The sequence below is a fragment of the Microbacterium sp. Beta genome, assembly GCF_005502545.1.
In the GTDB taxonomy this organism is placed as follows: Bacteria; Actinomycetota; Actinomycetes; order Actinomycetales; family Microbacteriaceae; genus Microbacterium; species Microbacterium oxydans.
The window spans coordinates 1-5,926 of the sequence record NZ_SCOG01000048.1; the positions used below are offsets into that span (position 1 = coordinate 1).

Below are 5,926 nucleotides of genomic sequence, written 5' to 3' on the forward strand. Positions count from 1 at the left end.
GACGAGGATAATTTGGCATTTGACAAGTGCACGCTGTTGAGTTCTCAAGGATCGGATGCTCCCACGACCCAGCCATCACAGCCAGGCCCGAAGGGCAACTTCTCTATCTTACCGATCTCGTTTCCGTTGTCAAGTCCGAGTTTTTCTCGGCCTGACCGTGGGAACGGATCAGCACCTTCATCCTGTTCACTCAGTGAGTGTCTGGGATTCGGGAGGTGTTAGCTGCTTGACGGGAGCCGGTCCGAGGACCTCCGCTCAACCGTTTGGGGCGAACAAGTAATAAGTTACGCGGGTTCCGGGGTTCCGGCAAATCTGGCTCGACCGCCGGGCGTGTCGCAGGTGCGGAGCCGCAGATCCGCGACTCTCCCCTGCTCTCCTCGTGGGCTACTCGCCGGTCATGGGCGCGGTCGTGACGTCGATGCTTCCGAAGGGGAAGGGACTGAAGACCGTCCAGGAGCCGGAGGTGAATCCCTCCATAGGGATCAGGAAGAACCAGACGAGAGAGACGATGATCGCGAGGCCCACGAGCGCCGAGACTCCGATGGCCGCGCGGTTCAGTGTCTTGAGGGCGGTGTGTTCGTCGCTCGCCTTCATCACGCGTCCGAGAGTGATCAGCACGATCGCGGCGATGCCTATGTAGACCAGGGGGCTGGGACGGAGCGCCAGATCGATACACGCAGGCGCTTGTTCAGTCGACTGTCCCGATGAGTCGATGAAGCCGCCGCTCCCGTCGATGCCACCGGGGCAGTAGCTCCGGCTGGCGACCATCAGTGCGGGGTACACGAGGGCGGCGATCACGGCCACGATCACGACGCGTCGGATCTTCGCGATGACCGCGACGCCGGGAAGGCCCTTGGCGGCGGCGGTTGCCGGTGTGGTCGGTGCGAGCGCCATGGTTGCCTCCTGGGTGGGTGGTCGTCTCATGATGCCGCAGGGGGTCGAGGGAAGGGAAGAGCCAGCGACTCGGGGGAGCATGGCTCGGTTAGGCTCGCGCCATGACGCTCAGAGAAGAAGTTCACCCCCGGATTCGGGTGCTCGTATGGGCCCAGCTTCGCTTCGCGAGCGATCTCTCTGAGGCGCCGATCGAAGCGCAGATGCTCGACGACCTCAACAGAGGCGAGAGGTACGAGGTCGACGTCAAGACGGACGAGCCTTGGGAGGATCTCGAGGCAGCGATCCATGCCTTCGATCCCCATGTGTTCCACTTCATCGGTCACGGCAAGGGCGGAAGTCTCGAAATCGCCAGGGGTGACAACCAAGGCAAGCGCATCCCCTCAACTGCAACGCCACGCGAGTTGCACGCCGCGCTTCGCGACGCGCATAACCTCAGCGGAGTTTTCCTGAACGGATGCGAGACCTCGCGGTGGGCCCCGCACCTCATCCCGCAGGGCGGATGGTTCATCGGTGCTAACCGGAAGGTCAGCGACTCCGGGGCACGGCTCTTCGCCGAGAGGTTCTACGAGCAGTTCCAGGGTCAGTCCACGAGTCGAGATGCGTTCGACGCTGCCCTCGCTCACGTCGCGAACGCAAAAGGACACTCGCAACCGCCGATCGTCCGATGGGTCGAGGACCCAGATCCCGAAGAGTTCATCCACAAAGTGTTCGACCGCGAGGCGTTCCGCGCATCGGTGGGTCGCGAATCCTCGATGCAGGAGTTGGAAGACGCCCTGAAGGGAATCACGAAGTCGCTACGTGGTCGCCGGTTGGTCACGCGCGAGATCCTCGGGGCGCCGAATGTCGTGCAGTGCATGGACCCACTCGACCCGCAGGCGGTGGATGTGATCCGGCACAGGATGAAAGCTGTGTCCTTCGACTTCAGGCAGCTTTCCCAGGAGTTCTCCTCCGTCCCCGACCTCGGCAACGCCCTGTACAAGATTCCCCGGCGGGACAGGCGGCGCTTTCTGTTGCTTGCCGACAGGCTGGACCATTCGCGCAACGAGACCATTGATGCGGTGAACAAGGTTCTCCCAGATCGCCTGCGATTGTCCAAGGTCGAGTTGACATCGTCGGCCGTGGGCCCCCACTGGGTGGATCTTGGCCCGGAGTGAGGCCGTGAGCGTTAATGCGCGCTCGGTTACGCTGATGCACAGCGGGGGCGCGACGCCTCAGGGACCGAGGCTACGGCCTCAGAGGGAGTGCGCAATGACGGGTGAGACCTTCTCTGAAGACGATTTCCGCAGCCAGTGGAAAGAGCAGGCGGACGAGATCGGCCGCTTCAACCTCGCCATCTTCGGCAAGACGGGCGTCGGGAAGTCGACGCTGATCAACGCGATCTTCGGCGAGGAGGTCGCTCCCACCGGAGTCGGCGAGCCCGTGACGATGGACGAGCATCTCTACATCCATCGTTCCGGCTTCCTCGGCCTGCTCGACACCCGTGGCCTCGAGATCGGCAAGGACACCGATGAGCTGATCCGCGAACTCGGCGACTACCTGAAGAAGATGCGCCAGCGCCCGCTCTCCGAGCAGATCCACGTCGCCTGGTACTGCGTCCGGGCGACGGACCGGCGGTTCGAGGACACCGAGGCGGAGTTCATCCGTCGCCTGCACGAGCTCGGCCTGCCCGTCGTCGCCGTCCTGACGCAGGTGCCTTCGCGAAATGGCGAGTACCACGCCGACGCTCTGACCCTGGCGGATCACATCGCCGGGCTCGACCTGCCGATCGTGGGCGGTCGTCCGATCCTGGTGATGTCGACGGCGGATGAGTTCACCGGTCAGGTTCAGCACGGGCTCACGGAGCTCGTCGATGCCACGTTTCGCGCAGCTCCCGAGGGTGTTGAAGCAGCGTTCGCAGCCGCCCAGAAAGTCGATCTGGCAAGAAAGCGCAAGCAAGCTCAAACAGTTGTCCGCGCGGCTGCCACGGCGGCGTTGACGGTCGGAGCAATTCCGATCCCCGTCGCCGACGCAGGGGTGCTCGTCCCCATTCAGCTCGGGATGATGGCGAGGGTCGCGGCGATCTACGGCGTCAGGGTCGAGACCGCCACGATCGCGGCGACCGCAGCAACTGTCGCCGTATCTGCCGCAGGACGAAGCGCCGTCGCCGGACTCCTGAAGTTCATCCCTGGGGCCGGAACCGTGGTGGGCGGCGTGATCTCGGGCACCGTCGCCAGCACGTTCACCCTGGCGATCGGCTACGCGTGGGCGGTGGTCTGCGGTGAGCTCACGCAGGGTCGACTGCGAGGCGTCGACGGTGCGCTCGACAGCGACCTGGTGCGCGAGCTGTTCCAGACGCAGGTCGGCGTGTGGTTCAAGAAGGTGAGTGGAGGGCGGGGCTGAGCGGAGCTCGGCCGCATGATCACCCCCGGGTAGATCAGGCTCGGCGCTCGATCGCCCTACGCTGGAGCTTCTGCCTCGTTCTCGAGGCGCCTTCCCCTGGAACTCCCTGATGGCGGTGTCGATCGCGTTCCTCAGCGGTTGGCGTTGTCTTGGGGTGCTGGCGGCGTCGGTGCTGTTCGTGCGACGGGTGGTGCACATCGTGACGGTGACGCGTGTGTTGTCTGGGGTCGGGGATCTCGTGACGTATGTCGTGGAGAGAACTGTTCTTCGCGTCGAGCAATGATCTGACGACGTTGCTCTCGTACTCAGACGATCCCGATCCCGATCGCGTGAGTGTGGGTTTGCCTGAGTCGCATGTTTGGGATGCGTCGACCGTTGCCGCGTTGAATGCGATCGAGACGAAGTATCAGGCGTTGGGGAAAAGGTTAAAGATCGTTGGATGAATGAGAGCAGTGCGCGGATGCGCGGGCGGCTGACGGGTGGGTTCGAGTAACAGCGAGTTCGACAGTAGTTGCAGCGATCTGCCTTCTTGACCGGAATGTCCGCAAGCTGATCTACTGTGACCGTCAGCCGGCCCCGGGAGGCCCGGACATGCAGGGGACGCACGCCGTGCAGGCCGCGGCTTTCGTGGCGCCCTCTCTCGCTCTCGACGTCCCCGCTCGGCACCCGGCATGGCGACGACGCCGTTGCTCTTCGAAGTCCAAACGAACCATATGTCCGACCCCCAGTCGCCCGCAGCCCCCGAAGGACCGGTTCCTCCGGTTCCGCCCGCCGCGTATCCCGCCTACCCGAGCGCTCCCGACGCGAGCGATCCGACGATCCCGCAGCCTCACGCCGCTCCTGGCTACACGACTGCGGGCTACGGGGCTCCGGGTTACGCCGCCCCCGGCTACCCGACGCCCGGCGCCCCTGCTCCGGGATATCCCACACCGGGCTACCCTGCGCCCGGTGCCGGCACTCCCGGACCGCAGCGACCGAAGACCCTGGCAATCATCGCGCTCGTCCTCGCCGGCATCGGTCTGGTGATGGCGTTCATCCCGTTCGTCACCTGGTTCGCCGGACTCCCGCTCCTCGCCGCCTTCATCATGGGCATCGTCGCGCTCGCCAGCAAGAAGCAGGGCGGCAAGGGCTTCGCAATCGCGTCGATCGCCGTCTCCGTCGTGGGCTGGATTGTCTCGATCGTCCTCACGATCGCCTCCTTCGGCATCCTCGGGCAGAACGCCATCGACAGCGCGCTGCGCGAGGACGTGACGGGGGGATCGTCGGATACCGGGGATTCCACGGCCGACGAGCCGACCGATTCTCGCCAGGATCTCGCCGTGGTGGAGACGGCCTTCGGCCAGAGCACCTACGACGCCAGCACGTGGTGGTACGTCGTCATCCTCGAGAACCCGAACGAGGACTACATCTTCTCGCTCGCCAGCATCGACGTGGAAGCACTCGACGCGAACGGGACCATCCTCGACTCCTCGGGCGACTACCTCACCGTCCTGGCCGGCCGCACGGCCATCGTCGGCCACTTCCTCTCGGTGGGCGACGGCCAGGTCGTGAAGCTCGACGTGAGAGGTCCCGAGGCGGCCGAGGCCACCAAGGCCCCGAGCTCCGAGACCGGAAACTTCGAGATCGCCGGGCTTACCCCGACCACCGACGACTACTCGACTACCGTGCGCGGAACGGTGACGAGTTCGTTCGCCGACGACCAGGAACTCGTTCGCGTCGTCGTCGTCGCGCGCAACAGCGCTGGCGCGATCATCGCCGCCGAGTCCGGCTGGGTCGACCGCCTGCCCGCCGGGGGCACCGCGCAGTTCGAGGTGCTCTTCTACGACCCGCTCCCGGCCGACACGGTGTACGAGGCCTACGCCGCGCTCTGACCGGAAGCTCGCTCGACGAAGAGAAACGGGGATCGTCCACCGCACGCAGCGACGGACGATCCCCGTTTGCTGTGACGCGTCTCCGTCAGCATTTTCTTCGCTCTTTGCTGATGATGATCACGCTGAGCACGGCCAGGAGTATGAGCGTGAGCGAGAAGATCTCCACGAGCCGACCGTACTCAGATCAAGAACGGCCCCCGTCAGCGGACGGTCTCGTACAGCCGCTTCGCGACCTCGGCGATGTCGATCGGGTGCGCCTCCAGGGGCCCTCGACTCACATCAGTGCTTCATCGGCACGTTGGCGAGCACATCTGCGGCCTGCGCCTCGGTGAGGACCCAGGGCTGGTACTTGGTTCGCTTCGGGTTCTTGGCACGAAGGTAGTCGCGCACGACCTTCCCGGGGCGAGATTCTTCGGTGTATCCCAGCAATCGGGCCAATTGCTTGGGGGTATATGTCTCGCCCGTTCGAAGGCGGATGCCCGCTGGCATGCCCCCACTCGGCGACCCATCATTGCGCAAGCGATAGTCGGTACTGACTCCGGCCGCCTCGGCGAAAGCATGAACATCAAAGTTCGGATCGTGATCGCTCAACGCTTGAGCCACTACCCACATCACGTTCACGCGAACCGTGTCGGCCTCATCAGGCGCGAGTTGCGGAGCTTGGGTGCGATCTAGCTCGCGGTTGTGGCGTGCACCGTCTGCTCGCGAATGCGCATCCGACCAATCCTGCGCTGCGATCTCATCTGCGAGGGCTTGGGCGATGGTACTGAGCTTTCTCATTT

6 protein-coding genes are annotated in these 5,926 nt (G+C 64.5%); 4 read left to right on the forward strand and 2 right to left on the reverse strand.

Annotated features, from left to right (window positions below):
* Nucleotides 1–384 precede the first annotated feature (384 nt).
* On the reverse strand, nucleotides 385–894 hold the full coding sequence (locus FFS56_RS20240) for a hypothetical protein (protein WP_127011578.1): 510 nt from the start codon (nucleotides 892–894) through the stop codon (nucleotides 385–387).
* Nucleotides 895–995: 101 nt separating this feature from the next.
* Between FFS56_RS20240 and FFS56_RS20245 the strand changes: the two genes are divergently transcribed.
* The 4 genes from FFS56_RS20245 (at nucleotide 996) to FFS56_RS20260 (ending at nucleotide 5,144) form a co-directional block, all read left to right on the forward strand.
* Nucleotides 996–2,048, forward strand: coding sequence for a CHAT domain-containing protein (locus FFS56_RS20245; RefSeq protein ID WP_127011577.1), 1,053 nt, complete (start codon nucleotides 996–998; stop codon nucleotides 2,046–2,048).
* Nucleotides 2,049–2,142: 94 nt separating this feature from the next.
* A complete protein-coding gene (locus tag FFS56_RS20250; RefSeq protein ID WP_127011576.1) occupies nucleotides 2,143–3,273 on the forward strand; it encodes a GTPase in 1,131 nt (376 codons plus the stop codon).
* Between the two features lie 109 nt (nucleotides 3,274–3,382).
* Complete coding sequence (locus tag FFS56_RS20895) at nucleotides 3,383–3,556, forward strand: hypothetical protein (protein WP_233437366.1); 174 nt, start codon at nucleotides 3,383–3,385, stop codon at nucleotides 3,554–3,556.
* Between the two features lie 430 nt (nucleotides 3,557–3,986).
* Nucleotides 3,987–5,144 carry a CD20-like domain-containing protein gene (locus FFS56_RS20260; protein ID WP_127011575.1) on the forward strand — a complete coding sequence of 386 codons (1,158 nt, stop codon included), beginning with the start codon at nucleotides 3,987–3,989 and terminating at the stop codon, nucleotides 5,142–5,144.
* Nucleotides 5,145–5,423: 279 nt separating this feature from the next.
* Here FFS56_RS20260 and FFS56_RS20655 read toward each other — a convergent pair.
* Nucleotides 5,424–5,926 (reverse strand): hypothetical protein (locus tag FFS56_RS20655; RefSeq protein ID WP_127011574.1); only part of this gene is annotated, 503 nt, incomplete at its 5' end.